This window comes from Vallitalea maricola, assembly GCF_036985595.1.
GTDB classification, from domain to species: domain Bacteria; phylum Bacillota; class Clostridia; order Lachnospirales; family Vallitaleaceae; genus Vallitalea; species Vallitalea maricola.
On sequence record NZ_BTPU01000462.1, the window covers coordinates 1 to 217 of the forward strand.

Below are 217 nucleotides of genomic sequence, written 5' to 3' on the forward strand. Positions count from 1 at the left end.
TACAGTATTGTATCAGGCTCAGAAACTTAATATTAACATTCCTGATGAAATATCAGTTATAGCACTTGCAGGATCTAATTTTGATGTGTATACATATCCAAAACTGACTACATGTAATTTGCCTTTATTTGTACTGGGGCAAAAGAGTGCAGAAAGATTGATAAATATACTAGAGGATACAAATACATTACCATTGAATATTACATTACCTTGCGAG

1 protein-coding gene is annotated in these 217 nt (G+C 31.8%); it reads left to right on the plus strand.

The window, feature by feature from the left end; all coding sequences use genetic code 11:
- On the plus strand, positions 1–217 hold a 217-nt coding region (locus AACQ14_RS24640), incomplete at both ends, for a substrate-binding domain-containing protein (RefSeq protein WP_339366159.1).